This is a genomic window from Vibrio sp. 9-16B-A1, assembly GCF_056726165.1.
In genome coordinates this window covers 249,136-266,009 of the sequence record NZ_JBSDZD010000004.1, presented here as the reverse complement: position 1 = coordinate 266,009, position 16,874 = coordinate 249,136, and the positions used below count along the sequence as shown (strand labels likewise).

The following is a 16,874-nucleotide window of genomic DNA, read 5'->3' as shown; positions in this document are numbered from 1 at the left end:
TAAGCCGTGATGATTGCTATAGAGCAGATCATCACAAGGTTTCGCTTTTACTGATGGATATAAAAAATCGGTATGGGTTTACTTAAGATCGCTCATCGCAACGTGGTCCATATCGTGGAACGTTTGGTTCTCGCCCACCATCCCCCAAATGAAGGTATAGGCCGCCGTGCCCACGCCTGAATGAATCGACCAGCTTGGGCTGATCACCGCTTGCTCGTTACGAACCACAATATGACGCGTCTCTTGCGGCTCGCCCATGTAGTGGAAAGCGATATTATCTGCTTGCATATCAAAGTATAAGTACACTTCCATACGGCGCTCATGGGTATGACACGGCATGGTATTCCACAAGCTGCCCGGCGCCAACTCTGTCATGCCCATTAGTAGCTGACAGGTCGGCAATACTGCCGGGTGCAGGTACTTATAGATGGTGCGTACGTTGCAGTTTTCTTGACTGCCTAAAGTTTCTGGCGCAGCATCTTCACGGCTGATTTTACGCGTGGGATACGCTTGATGCGCAGGGGCGCAGTTAAGATAAAAACGCGCTGGCTTATCTGCAGAGATGCTCTCGAAACGCACTTCTTTAGCGCCCATGCCGACATAAATCGCTTCACGTGCACCAATTTCAAAGGTTTCGCCATCAACAACCACCAGCCCCGCTTCACCGATGTTGATCACACCGAGTTCGCGGCGCTGAAGGAAGAAATCGACGCCAATTTCTTTGCCGCCTTCAAAAGCGATAGCCTCGCTCGTGGGTACTGCCCCACCAACAATGATGCGGTCGATATGGCTGTAAGTTAAGTTAATCTGTCCCGACTGAAACAGATTTTCAATCAAGAACTGCTCGCGTAATCCCGCAGTATCTAACTGCTTAGCGTGCTCACTATGGATAGGTTGACGAATTTCCATGCTAAAGCCTCTTCACTTTTTTGCATTGCAAGCCACGCTCCATACTCGCGAGGTGGCTTAAAACTGTTTTTTAAAAAGATCTCAACAGAGGTAAACTTGCTTAACTCTTCTGATAAGCCCAGCCACCAAAAATTGAGGTTGCTTGTATTTCAAATTGATCGTTGACTAAGGTGAAACTGGCATCCATACCGACTGCGATGCTGCCTAAACGATCGCTTAAACCCAAGTACTGAGCTGGCACTGCCGATGCCATCTGCACCGCTTCCCACTCAGGCACCTGACTATGAAAAATCATGTTACGTATTGCCTGGTCTAAACTGCAGGTGCTCCCGGCAAGCGATCCACAAGGGCTGCGAGCTTCACCGTTTTTCACCGTAATAGTTTGGGCGCCAAACGGGTACTCTCCGTCATCCAGGCCACCAGCGCGCATACAATCGGTTATCAACGCAATGCCCTGATAGCCTTTCATTCGGTAAGCCAATTGCATCATCACAGGATCAACATGAACGCCATCGGCAATCAGCTCTGCCAACATGTCGTGATATAACACCGCCCCAGTACAGCCCGGCTCGCGGTGATGCAAACCGCGCATGCCGTTAAACAGATGAACGCCGCAATCTGCACCAAGTTGGTACGCCTCGGTCACCTGAGCAAACGTTGCTTCGGTATGCGCCACTGAAGTCTTGACTCCATGGGTCGTTAACCAACGAATCGCTTCCATGGCCATGGGTGCTTCAGGCGCGACCGCGGCACGAATTAAACTGTCTCCTCCCACCTCAAGCAGTTGCTCGAGCTCAGAGATGGTCGCTGGCTTTAAATACGCGGGCGGATGAGATCCGCGATAAGGCTCGGTGAAATATGGCCCTTCAAGAAAGCTACCTAACAGCTCGGCCCCCACTTGGCACGAGGCCTGTGGGCGCTCTGCGACATAACTTTTTATCTGAGAGATCGCGTCAGTGATGTCGCTCCATGGCGCCGTCACTGTAGTACCAACCCATGCGACAACCCCCGTTTGCGGTAGCGCAGCGGAAATACCATCCAGTGCCTCATCCGTAGCATCCATCACATCAAAACCATTACGGCCATGGATATGGATGTCAATAAAGCCCGGTAACAGAGACTGCCCCGCTAAGTGAGCAACCTCGCAATCACTGGGTATGTGGCGGGTTAACTCAACAATCTTTCCATTTTCAACCACAACGGCGAGGTTGGTCTCTATGCCTTTAGAGGTAAACACTCGATCGGCAACATAAGCATGCCGCATGATTACAATCCGTCTTCACACTCGGCAACCGGCTCAGGCTGCACCAATAATTCAAGCTCTTTACGCATGTCTTGCATGCAAGAATTACCAATATCTAATAGTGTCTCGACCAGCTCCTTTAAACTGCCGTCTTCGCGTTCAAACGCTGCGTTGGCAATCATCGGTAAACTGGCACCGCCGATAAGCTCAACATTTTCACCATCCATCAAAATAGCCAGGGCACGATTACACGGTGAACCTCCAGGGATATCGGTCAAAAACAGCACCCCTTCACCAGAGTCCACTTCTTTCGCCGCTCTGCGTAGTTCAGCTTCCAGCTCATCTGTCGACATCGATTCCACAAAATCAATAAACTGCATCTGCTCTTGCTCACCCGCTATCGCTTTAACTGCCGACTGCATACCGGTGGCGAAATTAATGTGCCCAGAAACAACAATACCAATCATAACTACCTCGTTGATATTAAGGGGGAGTCGCCTCCCCCCTTTTTACCAGTCTAACTGTTTGCTTTTATTACAGAATACCCAGGAAGTGTCCAACAACACCTGCCGCAAGGGTAGAGAAGATCAGCACCGGAGGTTTCGCCCAGAAGCCTGTGCCTTTCACCAACTTAAGCATAAAGAACACTAAAGCCAGCGGCAGTAAGTTCGGCATGATCTTGTCAAACAGAGCACTTTGTAGCTCAACCACTTTGCCGCCCAGTTCGAGGGAAGCGGTGGTCTGCACCCGTATAAAGGTCGCCGACAAGGCCCCGATAACGAAGATACCCATAATGTTGGCCGCTTTCGCTAACTTCTCGGTCGCATCACTCATGTTGACCATAGCGGCGGTACCCGCTTTATAGCCCATGAACATCAGACCAAAGTACACCGCAAAGTGAACAATTTGGTACAAGAAGAAGAACACGAACGGACCAGCAATAGAGCCTTCCATCGCGATCGACGCACCCAAAGCTAACGTCAGTGGCATCAAGGTCATGTGGTCAATCGCATCACCGATACCACCGGTTGGCCCCATACCCGCCACCTTCATTACGTTCACGGTCGATGGCTTTTCTTTGTTTTCTTCCATTGCAATGGCAGTACCAAGCAAGAAAGTGAACAGCTTAGGGCTGGCATTGAAGAACTGTAAGTGGTTCTTTAATGCTTTAGCCAGGTCACGTTTGTTGTTACCGTGGATCTTTTTCAGCGCAGGAATGATCGAGAACGCAAAACCACCCGCCTGCATACGTTCAAAGTTAAAGTTACCTTCCATGAACAGGCCACGCAGGGCACATTTCCACAGGTCTTTCTTGGTAATCACCTGGCGTGGGGTGGTGTCTTCATATGAATCGACATCATCCACCAGATTTTCATGAACCTTAGTATTGTTATTGGCAAGAGTGCCTGCAGTGATATCAGATGCCATCTTCAAATTCCTCTACTTGTTGGTTATTTGAACTTCCGTTGTTTCCACTAAAGAAGTAGTACAGTGCCGCAGCTGAAGCGCCGAGAATTGCCACCGCCATGATTGGCAGTTTCAGGTAAGTCGTCATCACAAAACCGATAAAGAACACACCTGACACTTCTTTCGACCACATGATTTTAAGTAGCATCGCGAAACCAATCGCTGGGACCATCTTGGCGCCAATACCCAAACCGGTCAGCAATACTTTCGGTGCATTTTCATCAATCCAGCTTGCAGCATGCTCACCAAAGTAGACGGTAATAAAGGCGACGGTTGCATACATCAGGCTTCGCAAACTGATGGTTGTCACCAGTAACTTATCGATACCTGCTGAGTCTCCGGTCTCTGCGAAACGGTCTGCTTTACCCATAGTGAAAGAGGTCAGCGCAAAGAAACCAATCACCAACATCTGCATCAATACCGCGATAGGCATACCAACACCCATAGCAACTTCAGGGGATTGACCGGTCATAACTGCAAACGCAACTGCAGCAATAGTACCCATTGTTACATCAGGCGGCTGAGCACCTGCATTAGGTACTAAGCCTAACCAGGCCAGTTCCAGCGTAGCGCCAGCAATCAAGCCAGTTTGCATATCACCCATTATCAGACCAACAATGGGGCCGGTAATAAGTGGTCGGTGGATGTTCAACGCAACATCGTATTTATCGATGCCACAGAAGAACGCCCATATAGCGACAAGCGTAGCTTCAAAAACCATGATCTATTCCTTTGTTAAATTCATGTTTATGATTTATGTATCAGTGCGTTATGCACTGGTCGTTGCGAGTTCCAGTACATCCACTGGGGTTTGATCAGGGGTGTTTTGTATAGTACACACCACCCCCTTACCAACCATGTATTCAAAGGCTTCAATGTCTTTATCACTGACTGAAACCGTCTTCGCAATTTGTCGTTTGCCTTCATGGAAGTGCATGTTGCCCACATTGCAGTGTTTAATTGGCACCCCTCCCTCTACAAGTCGTGCAACATCGGTCGGGTTATTACACAAGACGAAAATCTTCTGCTTTGGCGAGGCCTTATGAATAACATCGATCGTTTTTTGGACAGAGAAAAAGCGAACCGCGTATTCTCCTCCTGCCGATGCCTTCATTCCTGCTTGCATAAAGGCCGCGTTTGGCCCCTCGGCCGCATCATCATTGGCCACCAAAATCAAGTTTGCTTCGGTGTGCTTGCCCCACGTAATGCGAATCTGGCCATGCAGCAGGCGTTCATCGATACGTGTCCAGACTATGTTTGGTGCAGTCATAAGCGTTCTACCTTTCGGGTTATAATTTATTGGCTTTGTTTTAAATAGTTATGTGAATAATGGATGGTGACGCCTTGTACCACGCGGTTGACTTCACCCGATGGACAAGGATTATCAGGGGTATTGCCCAGGGCTATCGCCCGGTGAAAAGCGTAGCTCTGGGCAAACAACATATAAGGAAAGAGCAGTTCCGAATCCGTCGCTTCCGCCATATCAGGAATGACGTAATGCTGTCCGGCGGCAACTCTGTCTTCGTGCTGGGCGCTGATAGCAATAACGCGTTTTGCGCGATTATCACGACGAAGTTCTTCAAGCAGGTCAAGGTCATATTGACGGGTGTATGGATCATTTGAAATAAACACAACGATCATCGTTTCACTGTCAACGATAGACTTAGGACCATGACGGAAACCCAAAGGGGAGTCATAGCAAGCGACTACCTTACCCGCAGTAAGCTCTAACAGCTTCAATGCGGACTCTTGTGCCAGGCCCTGCAAACTACCGCTGCCCAGGTAAATAACACGTCGCATCGACTCTGATGCTATATTACTGATATCTTTATTAATTTCTTTGACCAATGCCGCAGAACATTTACAGAATCTTTCAACTTCTTTCGAGTGGTCTTGCGAAATTGTCAACGATGAAAATGCCGCGAGCATCATTGACGAGAAGCTCGAGGTCATGGCAAACGACTTATCGTTGGTTTCCTCTGGCATCAAAAGCACCAGAGATTGGCTGTCAGCCTGGCAGCGGGTATAAAGCTCTCCCTGGACATTACAGGTTAATACCAGGTGATATGCCGTGGTTAGCTTGTTGTTCACCAGTTCAACCGCTGCCACACTCTCAGGGCTGTTACCTGAACGGGCAAAAGAAACCAGCAAGGTCGGCAGATCTTCTGCCAGATATTCATCTGGGTTAGAAACGATGTCTGTTGAGGCGATAGCTTCAATACGTAACCCGGTTTGCTTTGCCAGCGCAGGGGCTAAAGCACGCCCAGCGAAAGCGGAAGTCCCGGCTCCCGTCAAAACAATGCGCAGTTTTGGCTGGGAAAAAACGTCTGCCATAAAGGTGCTGATTTGAGTGCGACACTCCTGAATAATGGCATGTGTTTTTTGCCAGCACGCTGGCTGCTGCTCAATCTCTTTTGCGGTCCAAAAACCTTTAAGCCGTTCCAGTTCGCTCTCTGAATAACCAAGATATTGGTTCATGTTGTTCTACCTCTTAAAAACTATCTAGCTTGCACGCCTTCGCATAACTGCGAAGTACCTGACGAATTTTGTCGATCACTAACTCTTTGGGTAATGCCTTAATTTTTGCTTCACGCACTGCGTGGAACTGCTCCGGCATATATTGGCTCAGCAGTGGCAGTGGAATGCCAAAGCGGTTCAGGTTGTCGAACAGTTTTGATTGCGCGTGAAGAATCGCTTCGTCTGGCCAGTAATAACGGACGCGGTCACTGAAGCTATAACAACGCGCAAAACGCTGTTCAGATTCACTGCCGTGATAATATTTATTCCAGTATTCTGGGGCGTCACACATTTGCTGCTCGACCTGCTCCCTTAAATTGGAACAGTGCGCCTTCGTCACGATCTGATCTTCAATGTCACAAAGGTTAAACAGCGCTTCACGCATGGCAAAAGTCAGCGCAGGGCCCACTTTCAGAATGGCGAAATGATCTTCAACCAATGCCTGATAAGCTTTATCGGTTTGATAATCGGTAGAATGCGCCTCGAAGATTAAGTGGTCATAATGGTTGACAACTTGACTTAACTCCTGGGCTTTAGCTGGGTCATAATCAATTACACCAGTATGGTCAAACTCAACTCCAGGTTGGACCACTAAGCCGATAACGCGAGACCAGCATGAACCAACCCCGGCTTTTTCAAACGCAGTTCGATGACACTCAAGGGTTTGCCTGGCAGCATCAGGCGAAGTAACCTCAAGCTCTTCTAGTTCTTCCGCCGCCCCACCAGGGACGGGCACTTCTGTCCCAATCACATAAACAAGATCGCTCTGACCAAAAGTGTCACAAGCCGTTTGCTCAGCAACTTTGGCAAGACGTGCGGCGCGCGCGGCTACTATTTCATCAGATAGCGGAGTCGGATCATCGGCACAGGACATACTGCAGTCGAGGTGGATCTTCTTAAAGCCCGCCGCAACATAGGCAGCGATGAGTGCGTCAGCATTAGTCATCGCTTCTTCACTCGCAAGGTGCTGCCAGCGATTAGGGCCCAGGTGGTCACCACCTAAAATCAGTTTCTCGGTAGGAAAACGCAACATTTCAGCTTGCGAAAGAACAAAGTTACGAAAATCAACGGGCGTCATCCCCGTATAGCCACCAAACTGGTCTACTTGGTTGGAGGTAGCCTCAATCAATAACAAAGAATCGTCACTCAACGCCTGAGTAAGCGCCGCTTCAATTACCAGCGGATGAGCAGAGCAAACGGAATAAATTCCATTGTTTTCGCCTGCTTTATGGCGTTGAACGAGATTAAGAAGGGTGTTCATTTACTAACTCCAAAGTCAACATCTAAAAAATGTGGCGATGGAGTTAGGGGCTAGTTCTCTTTTTCTACAATGATAACTTCGACTTTCATTTCGCGAAGACCTTGTAAGTAGTCTTCAGGGATTTGAGAATCCGTTATCAGGATATCAATGTTGCCGAACTCGCGGATCATATGGCAGCTACGCTTACCAAATTTGGTTGAATCGACAACCGCGATCACTTGTTCAGAAATCTCACACATTAAGCGGTTAAGGCTCGCCTCTTGCTCACTATGTGTGGTGATACCTGCACGCAAGTCGAATCCATCGACCCCAAGAAATACCTTATCAAAGCGGTAGTTCTTCAAGCTGTTTTCTGCTTGCGAGCCAGAGAAAGAAAGTGCATTCTTACGAAGCACTCCACCCGACATTAACACCTCAACTCCAGGTGCTGATGCCAACTCCATTGCTACATCCAGACCGTTGGTCATTACTACTACGTCTTCCAGCGATTTTAAGCTAGACGCGATTTCTCGCGTGGTAGTACCCGAATCCAGAATAACGGTGTCACCATTTTCAATTAGCTTAGCTGCCGCCTGACCAATCAAAGATTTCACGCCCGAATTTTGGCGACGCTTCTCTTGAACAGACAATTCAGCAATCACCCCAGTATTTGGAATTGCCGCACCATGAGAACGCACCACATAGCCATTTTTTTCCAAAAAACTCAGGTCGCTACGAATAGTGACACTAGAGACATCAAATTGTGCAGCGAGGTCTTCGACACGGGCTTTACCATTTTGGTTAACCACATTGACGATTTCCATACGCCTTTCGACAGCACTTTTCACTTTACCTCGTCTCCTTACGAAACCAGCAAAATCTCTTTCACTTGATTTCGAATTAAGCTTACACCTAAAAATAAAAGCAACAACACGTAAGATTGAAACTTTTGATCTCTTTCACATTCTTTCGCATTGACGCTCAACACTTGCGTTAAGTTACGCATTTATCCATATCATAACCCTCAAAAGCGCCAAAGCCAATCAGAATGGGCGATTAAAGCGCAATATCTTTCACTTTATCGCATTTTTCCTTTCGTTCTGGCACAGATATGGCCCGTATTTCCCTTTCATTTTTTTATCCACTTTCGCTTTAAACGGGATTTTGTGATCCCATCCGCAGCCAATAACATTTCGATCATTTACGATCCGCAAGCAATCGAAGGAATAATATTACTATGCTCGATTAAGGAAAGAAATTGAAAGCCGATGCTTTCCGTTTCTTTATTCAATGCATTGACGTTCAGGAGTGAAACATGTCTATCACCCGCCGAAAGCTCTTAAAAGGAATGGCCGCAACCAGTGCAGTCGCCGCCACTGCGGTAACTGCCGGCTGCGCGACCACCTCTAGTCGCCCAAAAGCATCCGCAGATCCTAGCGCCCCACAGGTTAAAAAGCCCAATTTACTTATCGTCTTTCCAGACGAAATGCGCGCCCACACATTAGGCTTTATGAACCAAGACCCGTCCCATACCCCGAACTTGAACAAGTTTGCGAAACAAAGTGCGGTGCTTAAACAAGCGGTATCTAACTTCCCTCTGTGTACCCCTTTTCGCGGTATGCTGATGACAGGCCAATACCCATATCGAAACGGCATTCAAGGCAACAGCCACACTGCGATGCCAGGTAAGTTCGGCGGTAAAGACTTTGGTATTGAGCTAAAGAAAAGCACCCGAACTTGGTCTGATATCTTAAAAGATCAAGGCTATAGCATGGGTTATATCGGTAAGTGGCACCTTGATACCCCCGAAGCGCCATTCATCCCTAGCTATAACAACCCGATGGAAGGACGCTACTGGAATGACTGGACCGCACCAGATAGGCGCCACGGTTTCGATTTCTGGTACGCCTATGGCACCTACGATAAACACCTTACTCCAATGTATTGGACCAACGAGACACCAAGAGATCAGCCGATCAAGGTCAATCAATGGAGTCCTGAGCATGAGGCCGACATTGCCATCAAGTATTTACGTAATGAAAACGGCCACTATCGTGACAGCGATAAACCCTTTACCTTAGTGGTATCGATGAACCCGCCACACTCACCATACGATCAAGTTCCGCAAAAATATTTGGATAAATTTGACGGTGAAACATCACGCTCCCTCAATACCCGCCCGAATGTCCAGTGGGATAAAGAGTACTTAGAAGGCTATGGTCCAGAGTACTTTAAAGAGTACATGGCGATGGTCCATGGGGTGGACGATCAGTTTGGCCGGATCATCAATGAGCTTGATCGTTTAGGCCTGACTGAAGATACCTTAGTCGTGTTTTTCTCCGACCATGGTTGCTGCATGGGCTCGAACGGTAAGCCGACCAAAAACGTCCATTACGATGAAGCGATGCGCATCCCAATGATGTTCCGCTGGCCAGGTAAACTCGCGCCTCGCCAAGACGATTTGTTGTTCTCGGCTCCCGATATCTACCCAACTTTATTTGGCTTGATGGGCATGGAAGCGCTCATTCCCGACACCGTTGAAGGCACCAACTTCGCCAACACAGTGGCTGGTATTGAAGGCGATACTCGCCCAACCTCACAGCTGTATACCTTCATGCCTTATGGTGGCCAGTCCTACGGACGACGTGGGGTGCGCACCGACCGCTACACCTTGATGGTCGATCGAAAGATAGCCAAACCGCTGACGTTCGTTTTACACGATAACCAAAACGACCCGTATCAGATGAAAAACATCGCCGACGACAACCAAGAGTTGGTCGCACAACTGATCGAACAAGAACTGATGCCTTGGCTTGAACTCACCGGCGACCCTTGGCGCCCGACAGAAGTACCAGCCAGTGTGGCGAAAGCCTACACCTAATAACCGTTAACCCTCTCACCCTATAAAACAAAGGTTACTATGAATACCACAGCAAAAATTGTCGTCGCTTCGCTGCTCGCCGCTGGTTCCACTCAAGCGCTGGCTAACGATTACAAAACCACCATTGAGTATCGCCATCAATACGTCGATGGCGCGCAAAAACATGCCGATCGCTTTAAAGCGTTTATCGATACCGGGAAAAATATTGGTTTTGAGCTGGATGCGCGCTACTCCAACCAAGACGGTGCTTATGATGCGATGTCTCTGGGCGGCTCGGAGTTCTCCGCTTTTTACTACAAGAAATTAGATGATAACCTGGTGGGTATCGCCGGTGCCTCGCTCGATTTTACCGCTGCCGGCCTGGTTTATGTGCCTTATGCACGCCTGAACTACGCCTTTAACAATGGCTTTCGTCTTCAGGGGCGCTACAAATGGAAACTGTGGGATTACGCGCAGCAAGGCACCGACGGCAACAGCTACCATTCCAAAATCCAACAGTTTGATACCTGGTTAGGCTATAAAACCGGCAACTGGGACTTCCAGTACGAGTTCCAGTTTTGGAAAGAAATGGAAAGCAACGCCCAACCACTATTCGACAACGGTTCGACGGACTACTTACACAATATGCGGGTGATGTACTCAATAAAAACCGCAGATGGTGAAAACTGGCGGCCATTTATGGAAGTAGGTCAGGTGAAGCTCAACAGCACTTCAGATGAAAGACAGCTTCGTTACAGAGTCGGTATCAAATATACCTGGTAAATAGATGGAAGGCGCTTTCGGAGGCGCCTTAACCCCCCCTTAACCCCCCGGTTGCTAACCTGCCCTCATACTCAATGGAGGCAGGCATGAATCCCTTACGAATTTCCCTTATTTCCCTGCTGGTTGCCGCGAGTGTGGGCTGTGCGTCTACCGCCGAAACAGACTACGCAACGCAGGCGAACCAACAAACTAACCAGATAAGCAGCGCGCTGCTGGAAACGCTGACAGCGAATGATCCTCAGCAAACTTCTGAGCAGGCGCCGTTACAGCTGACCGACCTGACAGACCTGCCGGAGCTGGACCAGTATCTGCAAACCGCGCTTGCCAATAACCCTGGCCTGCAGCAAAGCATGATCGCGCTGAAGATGGCTTACGCCCAGCAAGGCATCACCTCTTCTGGCCAGTTACCCAGCGTCAGCGCCGGATTTAAAGGCCAGGCTCAGGAGAACAGCGATACCACTTACACCACTGACCTGACGGTGAGCTGGGAGCTGGACCTGTGGCAGAAGCTGGCAGACAGCAGTGAAGCGGCGGCCAAAGATATCGCGGCCTCGCACGCCAGCCTGCAGGGCACCCGGGATCTGCTGGCGGCCAATATTATGCGCAGCTGGCTGGAAGTCAGCCTTAACCAGCAACTGCTTGAGATAGAGAGCCGTCGCCTGGAAGTACTGGAAAACAACGAAACCCTGGTACTGGAGCGTTATCAGGCCGGGCTTGGCAGCTTAAAAGAGCTGGATAACGCCCGCACCAGCAGTGCGACTACCCGCTCAACCCTGGCGAAATACCGCGAAAATCTGGCCCAGAGCCAGCGCAGCCTGGCGCTGTTAAGCGGCCAATGGAGCGAAGAGACTAAGCAGCCAGAAATCGAAGCCAGCTTTCCTGAAGTGCTGAGCCCGCTGGATGCCATGCCGGAGCAGGATCTTGCCCGCCGCCCGGACCTGCAGCAGGCGTTCTACAACATTGAAGCCGAATCCCTGCGCACCAACGCAGCTTACAAAGCCATGCTGCCGTCAATCAACCTTTCTGCCAGCCTGACCGATATCGCCACCTCCCCAAGCGAAGCGCTGCTGAGCGACCCGCTGTGGAACGTGCTGGGCCAGCTGACCGCGCCACTGTTTCAGGGCGGCAAACTCAAATCTCAGGCAGAGCTTGCCGAACTGACCACAGAGAAGCAGTTCTGGGCCTACCAGGAAACACTGCTTAACGCGGTAAACGAAGTGGAAAACGCCGTCGGCCAGGAAGCCTCACTGGCAAAACAACAGGCACACCTGACCGATGCGCTGCAGAGCGCCCAGCGCAGCTTTACCACCTATAAGGAGCAGTACCGCCAGGGACTTATCGACATTTTTGACCTGCTGACCGTTCAGCAGCAGACCTACGACACCGAAGCGCAGCTGGTTAACGCCACTTACCTGCGCCTTAAAAACCGAATCGATTTAGGCCTGGCACTGGGCCTGGGAGTCTCATCATGAAACGCAATGCCATCACTATCGCCATCACCCTGCTTTCCGCTTCTGCCATTTTTGGCGCCCTGGCCTATAACGGCTCGCAGATGCCGTCACCGGAAACGCAGCCAAAAGCCACGTCTGCCGAAGTCGCTCCTGCCGCTGCTCCGGTCGTTTCTGTTTCCACACTTCAGCAGGTCGCGGTCCAGACTGCGACCGCAGGCAGCTATCAGGCCCAGGTGACCGGCTACGGCGAAGCGCGTCCCCGTTTTGAGCTCAGCTATACCAGCGAAGTCAGCGGCCGGGTGGAGAGCATCAGCGATGACTTCGAGACCGGTCAGGTGGTTGCCAAAGGCACGGTACTGGCGACACTGGATGACGCCAGCTATCAGCAGGCGGTAACTCAGGCCGAGGCTGATGTGGCTTCTGCGCACCTTGCCCTGCTGGAAGAGCAGCGCCAGGGCCAGGCGGCCAAATCGGAATGGGAACGCTCAGGGCTGGAAGGTGAGCCGGACTCGCCGCTGGTTCTGCGTGAGCCTCAGCTTGTCAAAGCCAAAGCAACCCTGGCCAACGCCAAAAAAGCGCTGGAAAAAGCAAAGCAGGACCTTGCCAACACGGTTATCAAAGCGCCGTTTGATGCGCTTATCGTCAGCCGTGATATCCAGCCCGGCAGTTATGTTCAGGGCGGCGGTGCTCTTGCCAGCCTCTACAGCACAGACCGGGTTGAGGTCGAAGTCCCGCTTTCTGAAACCCAGTGGCGCAACCTGCCAGAAACCGCATCAGACGCCTGGCAGGTCACCCTGACCAGCAGCGACGGCAGCCAGCAATGGCAGGGCTATGTGGCGCGCAGTGAGAAACACCTGCAGCAGAACACCCGCACCCGTTCTCTGGTCGTGGTGGTAGAGAAGCCGCTTGAGCAGACTTCGCCGCTCTACCCTGGCACCTTTGTCAGCGCCAGCATCAGAGGGGTTGAACGCGGTGAGCTTTGGGAGCTGCCGGCTTCGGCCATTTCTCAACAGGGCGAGCTGTGGCTGGTCGATGACAAAGGCCTGCTGACTCCGGTGACCGCCGACAAGCAGTTTGAAGTGCAGGATAAAGTGTATGTCACCCCGGTCGAAGGCAAAGCTTCGGCTCAGGTAGTGAAACGCCCGCTGAGCAGTTTTCAGACGGGTATGAGCGTCAGCGCCGTAGTGGAGGGCTAATATGAGCGACTATAAAAAAACAGGGATCATCGCCTGGTTTGCCCAAAACCCGGTCGCCGCGAACCTGCTGATGATTGGGGTGATCCTGGTCGGGCTGTTCTCGGTCAACTCACTGCGCAAAGAAGCCTTTCCCAGCATGGAACCGGATGTGGTCACCGTGTCGGTCAACTATGACAGCGGCGACCCGGTTCAGGCCGAAGAAGGCATCGCGATCAAAATAGAAGACGCACTGGAGAGCGTGCCCGGCATCAAGCGGGTTACCTCTACCTCGGACTCCAATGGCGCGCGCGTGTCGATTGAGAAAGAGAGCGGCTACCAGCTCGATACCCTGCTGAGCGATGTAAAGACCAAAGTCGATGCGATCAACAACCTGCCCGCAGGAGCGGATAAGCCGGTGATCGACAAAGCCAGAATGCAGGACCACGCGCTGTGGATCCAGCTCTATGGCGATGCCGACCGCGCCACTCTGCAGTCTCTGACCGAGCAGCTGAAATCGGATCTGCTGAGCCAGGATGCTATCCGCGACCTCTCCATCAAGGCCAAAGCCGAGCCGATGATCTCAGTAGAAGTCGACGAAGCCATGCTGCAGGCGTACGGCCTGACCCTGAGCGATGTGTCTGACGCCATCAACGCCGAGTCCTCCTCCGCTATCGCCACCAGTCTGCGCAGTGGTGAGAAAACTGTGCGACTGAAAGTCTCCGAGCAGGCTTACCAGCTGGAAGACTTTAAAGCCATCCCAGTGGTTACCAGCAGCAGCGGCAGCGAGATCACCCTCGGCGATATCGCCACCATCAAAGATATGTTCGCCGATGACACCTTTGTGCTGTCGCGCTACAACGACCAAAACGCCATGGCGATTGAGATCGTGATGGACGAGTACGGTGACGTGGTCAGCATTGTGGACCAGGCAGAGCAGGTGGTAGAGAAATGGCGCTCGTCCAATCTGCTGCCACAGGATGTGGAAATCGAGACCTGGTATGACAAAAGTACCATGATCAAAGATCGTCTCTCCCTGCTGACCAAAAACGCCATGACGGGTATCGCGCTGGTGTTTATGATCCTGGCGCTGTTCCTGAACCTGCGCGTGGCATTCTGGGTGGCTGCGAGCCTGCCGTTTGTCTTCTTCGGCACCCTGTTCTTTATGACCGAAAGTTTCGCCGGGCTGACCATCAACGAGATGACCACATTCGGATTTATTATGGCACTCGGTATCGTCGTCGATGACGCCGTGGTGGTAGGCGAGAGTATCTACACCACCCGCAAGCAGGAGGGAGACTCGCTGGGCAGCACAATCCGCGGCACCATGAAAGTGGCAGCCCCGACTATCTTTGGCGTGCTGACGACCGTGGTCGCCTTTGTCTCCATCGCCATGGTGGAAGGCAAAATGGGCCAGGTCTACGCCCAGTTCGCCACCGTGGTGACCATCTGTCTGCTGCTCTCACTGGTGGAGTCCAAGCTGATCCTGCCTGCCCACCTGGCGCACATCAATACCCACCGCAAGCAGACCAAAGGGATCTGGAACCGTATCCAGCACGGCGCAGACAGTGGCCTGAACTGGTTCAACCAAAACGTCTACAAACGTGTGATCGACCTGGCGCTGAAGTTCCGCTACGCCGTGGTGTTGCTGTTCCTTTCTCTGCTGGTACTGGTCGCGGGTATGCCAATGACCGGCGCGGTACGGGTCGCTTTCTTCCCGGATATTGCCGGCGATACAGTATCAGCTGAAATCAGCATGCAGAACGATGCCAGCTTTGGTCAGACCCATACCAACCTGCTAAAACTGGAAGCCATCGCAGAGCAGGCAGACGCAGAGCTGCGGGCACAGTTTGGCGCATCCGATCAGCCGTCTGAGATCCTCAGCCTGCAGGTTATCGCCGAAGCCGATGACAGCGGCTCGGTAAGCATCGAACTCGACCCTGATTCGGTCTACGACTCCAACGCTTTTGCCAAACACTGGCAGAGCCTGGCAGGCCAGATGGAAGGGGTGAAAAAACTGAAAGTGATGTCGAAAAAGGCCATGGTCGATAACTTCAAAGTCGAGCTGAAATCCTGGGACAGCGAAACCACCACCAGCGCCGGGCAGGACTTCAAACAACACCTGGAGCAGATCGCCGGCGTAAGCGGCATTGATGACAACCTGGACAAAGGCCAACCGCAGTACCGCTTTGAGCTGACCAGTCAGGGCCGCGCGCTGGGCATGGACACGGCCTCCCTGTCAAAACAAGTGTTGCAGTCATTCGGTGGCGATATTGTGCAGCGATTCCAGCGCGGTAAAGATGAAGTAAAAGTGCGGGTACGTTACCCGGAGTCTCAGCGCCAGACCCTGGCGGATATTCAGCAGTCCAGCGTGCGTACACCGGATGGCACCGTGGTACCGCTGAGCAGTGTTGCCAACATCTACTCTGAGTACCAGCCAGCGGAGATCACCCGTATCGACAGCCAACGCGCGGTGTATATCAGTGCGGTGGTAGATAAAGACGTGATCGCCTCAAACGAGCTGGTCAGCCAGCTGCAAAAAGACCTGGTGCCAGAGCTGCAGGCGCAGTACCCGGGCCTGAATATAGATTTCGCCGGTGAAGCAGAGCAACAGCAGGAAGCCACCTCATCAATGGAGAGCATGTTTGTGCTGGCGCTGGTCGCTATCTTTGCCCTGCTGGCTATTCCGCTGAAATCTTATGTGCAGCCACTGCTGATCATGACCGCGATCCCGTTTGGCATCGTCGGCGCTATCCTCGGCCACTGGTGGAACGACCTGACCATCAGCATCCTGTCCCTCAACGGCATCCTGGCGCTGAGCGGTGTGGTAGTGAACGACAGTCTGCTGTTGGTATCGCGTTTTAACGAGCTTTGGCGCGAAGGAAAGCACAACCTGCACGATGCCATCGTCGAAGCGTGCAGCGGACGACTGCGTGCGGTGCTGCTGACCTCGGTCACCACCTTTGCCGGACTGGCACCGCTGCTGGGTGAAACCTCACTGCAGGCACAGTTCCTGATCCCGGCCGCAGCGGCACTGGGCTACGGTATCCTGTTCGCTTCGCTGATCACCCTGATACTGACACCATCACTGCTGATGATTCAGTGTGACATTAAATCTTTGTTGCTGTCCCTCAAAAATCGCCTGTCAGGCTCCACAACTCCTGAGTATCAGGCGTAGACTGAGAATATGGTGCCGTCCGCCAGGCCGGCATCGCTTAGCAGACACGCATAA

The 16,874-nt window shown here is 51.7% G+C and carries 14 protein-coding genes; 5 read left to right on the top strand and 9 right to left on the bottom strand.

Features of this window, described 5'->3' with window-relative positions:
- Window positions 1-78: 78 nt before the first annotated feature.
- The 9 genes from kduI to agaR all read right to left on the bottom strand — a co-directional run bounded on the left by kduI (window position 79) and on the right by agaR (window position 8,224).
- Window positions 79-909 carry a 5-dehydro-4-deoxy-D-glucuronate isomerase gene (gene kduI, locus ACVB80_RS09125; protein ID WP_455291685.1) on the bottom strand — a complete coding sequence of 277 codons (831 nt, stop codon included), beginning with the start codon at window positions 907-909 and terminating at the stop codon, window positions 79-81.
- Window positions 910-1,009: 100 nt separating this feature from the next.
- Window positions 1,010-2,173, bottom strand: a complete 1,164-nt coding sequence (nagA, locus tag ACVB80_RS09120) for an N-acetylglucosamine-6-phosphate deacetylase (protein WP_481080965.1) — start codon at window positions 2,171-2,173, stop codon at window positions 1,010-1,012.
- A 2-nt stretch (window positions 2,174-2,175) separates the two neighbouring features.
- Entirely contained in the window at window positions 2,176-2,619 is a 444-nt protein-coding gene (gene agaF, locus ACVB80_RS09115) for a PTS galactosamine/N-acetylgalactosamine transporter subunit IIA (protein ID WP_481080964.1), read from the bottom strand.
- 67 nt (window positions 2,620-2,686) lie between these two features.
- Window positions 2,687-3,580 carry a PTS system mannose/fructose/sorbose family transporter subunit IID gene (locus tag ACVB80_RS09110; protein ID WP_481080963.1) on the bottom strand — a complete coding sequence of 298 codons (894 nt, stop codon included), beginning with the start codon at window positions 3,578-3,580 and terminating at the stop codon, window positions 2,687-2,689.
- Window positions 3,570-4,340, bottom strand: a complete 771-nt coding sequence (gene agaW, locus ACVB80_RS09105) for a PTS N-acetylgalactosamine transporter subunit IIC (RefSeq protein WP_238822409.1) — start codon at window positions 4,338-4,340, stop codon at window positions 3,570-3,572. The genes ACVB80_RS09110 and agaW overlap by 11 nt, the downstream gene beginning before the upstream one ends.
- Before the next feature lie 48 nt (window positions 4,341-4,388).
- Window positions 4,389-4,889: a PTS N-acetylgalactosamine transporter subunit IIB gene (gene agaV, locus ACVB80_RS09100; RefSeq protein ID WP_481080962.1), complete on the bottom strand. Its 501-nt coding sequence runs from the start codon at window positions 4,887-4,889 to the stop codon at window positions 4,389-4,391.
- Between the two features lie 26 nt (window positions 4,890-4,915).
- Complete coding sequence (locus ACVB80_RS09095) at window positions 4,916-6,097, bottom strand: SIS domain-containing protein (RefSeq protein ID WP_481080961.1); 1,182 nt, start codon at window positions 6,095-6,097, stop codon at window positions 4,916-4,918.
- 13 nt (window positions 6,098-6,110) lie between these two features.
- The gene (gene kbaZ / locus ACVB80_RS09090; protein WP_481080960.1) at window positions 6,111-7,397 is read right to left on the bottom strand and encodes a tagatose-bisphosphate aldolase subunit KbaZ; all 1,287 of its coding nucleotides are present in this window, start codon (window positions 7,395-7,397) and stop codon (window positions 6,111-6,113) included.
- A gap of 50 nt (window positions 7,398-7,447) precedes the next feature.
- The gene (agaR, locus tag ACVB80_RS09085) at window positions 7,448-8,224 is read right to left on the bottom strand and encodes a transcriptional repressor AgaR (protein WP_455291692.1); all 777 of its coding nucleotides are present in this window, start codon (window positions 8,222-8,224) and stop codon (window positions 7,448-7,450) included.
- A gap of 467 nt (window positions 8,225-8,691) precedes the next feature.
- On the opposite strand from agaR, the gene ACVB80_RS09080 reads away from it, so the two are divergent.
- The 5 genes from ACVB80_RS09080 (at window position 8,692) to ACVB80_RS09060 (ending at window position 16,820) form a co-directional block, all read left to right on the top strand.
- Window positions 8,692-10,257, top strand: a complete 1,566-nt coding sequence (locus ACVB80_RS09080) for a sulfatase family protein (RefSeq protein ID WP_481080959.1) — start codon at window positions 8,692-8,694, stop codon at window positions 10,255-10,257.
- A 39-nt stretch (window positions 10,258-10,296) separates the two neighbouring features.
- On the top strand, window positions 10,297-11,019 hold the full coding sequence (locus ACVB80_RS09075) for an oligogalacturonate-specific porin KdgM family protein (RefSeq protein WP_481080958.1): 723 nt from the start codon (window positions 10,297-10,299) through the stop codon (window positions 11,017-11,019).
- Between the two features lie 86 nt (window positions 11,020-11,105).
- On the top strand, window positions 11,106-12,491 hold the full coding sequence (locus ACVB80_RS09070; protein WP_481080957.1) for a TolC family protein: 1,386 nt from the start codon (window positions 11,106-11,108) through the stop codon (window positions 12,489-12,491).
- Window positions 12,488-13,666 (top strand): efflux RND transporter periplasmic adaptor subunit, encoded by a 1,179-nt coding sequence (locus ACVB80_RS09065; RefSeq protein WP_481080956.1) that lies wholly within the window; start codon window positions 12,488-12,490, stop codon window positions 13,664-13,666. Before ACVB80_RS09070 ends, ACVB80_RS09065 begins: the two co-directional genes overlap by 4 nt.
- 1 nt (window position 13,667) lies before the next feature.
- Entirely contained in the window at window positions 13,668-16,820 is a 3,153-nt protein-coding gene (locus ACVB80_RS09060) for an efflux RND transporter permease subunit (RefSeq protein WP_481080955.1), read from the top strand.
- Window positions 16,821-16,874: the final 54 nt, after the last annotated feature.

Bases quoted from the DNA above. Each gene is read 5' to 3' on its own strand.
- agaW (WP_238822409.1), bottom strand. From the start codon at position 4,340: ATGGTTTTTGAAGCTACGCTTGTCGCTATATGGGCGTTCTTCTGTGGC.
- kduI (WP_455291685.1), bottom strand. From the start codon at position 909: ATGGAAATTCGTCAACCTATCCATAGTGAGCACGCTAAGCAGTTAGAT.
- nagA (WP_481080965.1), bottom strand. From the start codon at position 2,173: ATGCGGCATGCTTATGTTGCCGATCGAGTGTTTACCTCTAAAGGCATA.
- ACVB80_RS09065 (WP_481080956.1), top strand. From the start codon at position 12,488: ATGAAACGCAATGCCATCACTATCGCCATCACCCTGCTTTCCGCTTCT.
- ACVB80_RS09060 (WP_481080955.1), top strand. From the start codon at position 13,668: ATGAGCGACTATAAAAAAACAGGGATCATCGCCTGGTTTGCCCAAAAC.
- agaF (WP_481080964.1), bottom strand. From the start codon at position 2,619: ATGATTGGTATTGTTGTTTCTGGGCACATTAATTTCGCCACCGGTATG.
- ACVB80_RS09095 (WP_481080961.1), bottom strand. From the start codon at position 6,097: ATGAACCAATATCTTGGTTATTCAGAGAGCGAACTGGAACGGCTTAAA.
- ACVB80_RS09075 (WP_481080958.1), top strand. From the start codon at position 10,297: ATGAATACCACAGCAAAAATTGTCGTCGCTTCGCTGCTCGCCGCTGGT.
- ACVB80_RS09070 (WP_481080957.1), top strand. From the start codon at position 11,106: ATGAATCCCTTACGAATTTCCCTTATTTCCCTGCTGGTTGCCGCGAGT.
- kbaZ (WP_481080960.1), bottom strand. From the start codon at position 7,397: ATGAACACCCTTCTTAATCTCGTTCAACGCCATAAAGCAGGCGAAAAC.
- agaV (WP_481080962.1), bottom strand. From the start codon at position 4,889: ATGACTGCACCAAACATAGTCTGGACACGTATCGATGAACGCCTGCTG.
- ACVB80_RS09110 (WP_481080963.1), bottom strand. From the start codon at position 3,580: ATGGCATCTGATATCACTGCAGGCACTCTTGCCAATAACAATACTAAG.
- ACVB80_RS09080 (WP_481080959.1), top strand. From the start codon at position 8,692: ATGTCTATCACCCGCCGAAAGCTCTTAAAAGGAATGGCCGCAACCAGT.